Annotated in this window: 1 protein-coding gene; it reads left to right on the top strand. The window is 63.9% G+C overall.

From position 1 onward, the window contains the following. A partial coding sequence (locus MGN01_RS23345) for a CoA transferase (RefSeq protein WP_174804630.1) occupies positions 1-551 on the top strand: 551 nt, incomplete at both ends.

Consider the following 551-nt stretch of genomic DNA (forward strand, 5'->3'; position numbering starts at 1 on the left):
GGTTCGGTGCCGACGTGATCAAGGTCGAGCGCCCCGGCGCCGGCGACGTCACCCGCAGCCAATTGCGTCACGTGGAAGATGCCGACGCGCTCTACTTCACGATGCTGAACTCGAACAAGCGTTCGCTCACTCTCGACACCAAGACCCCCAAGGGCAAGGAAGTGCTCGAGAAGCTGATCCGCGAGTCGGACGTCATGGTCGAGAATTTCGGCCCCGGTGCTCTGGACCGCATGGGCTTTTCCTGGGCGCGCATCCAGGAGCTGAACCCGGGCATGATCCTCGCCTCGGTGAAAGGCTTCTCGGACGGCCACCACTACGAAGACCTGAAGGTCTACGAGAACGTCGCCCAGTGCGCTGGTGGCGCCGCCTCCACCACGGGCTTCTGGGATGGCCCGCCGACTGTGTCGGCCGCCGCTCTCGGCGACTCGAACACCGGCATGCACCTCGCCATCGGTATCCTCACGGCGCTGCGCCACAAGGACAAGACCGGTAAGGGCCAGAAGGTCGCCGTTTCGATGCAGGATTCGGTGATCAATCTCTGCCGCGTGAAG

The sequence above is a fragment of the Methylobacterium gnaphalii genome (assembly GCF_007992215.1).
GTDB lineage: Bacteria > Pseudomonadota > Alphaproteobacteria > Rhizobiales > Beijerinckiaceae > Methylobacterium > Methylobacterium gnaphalii.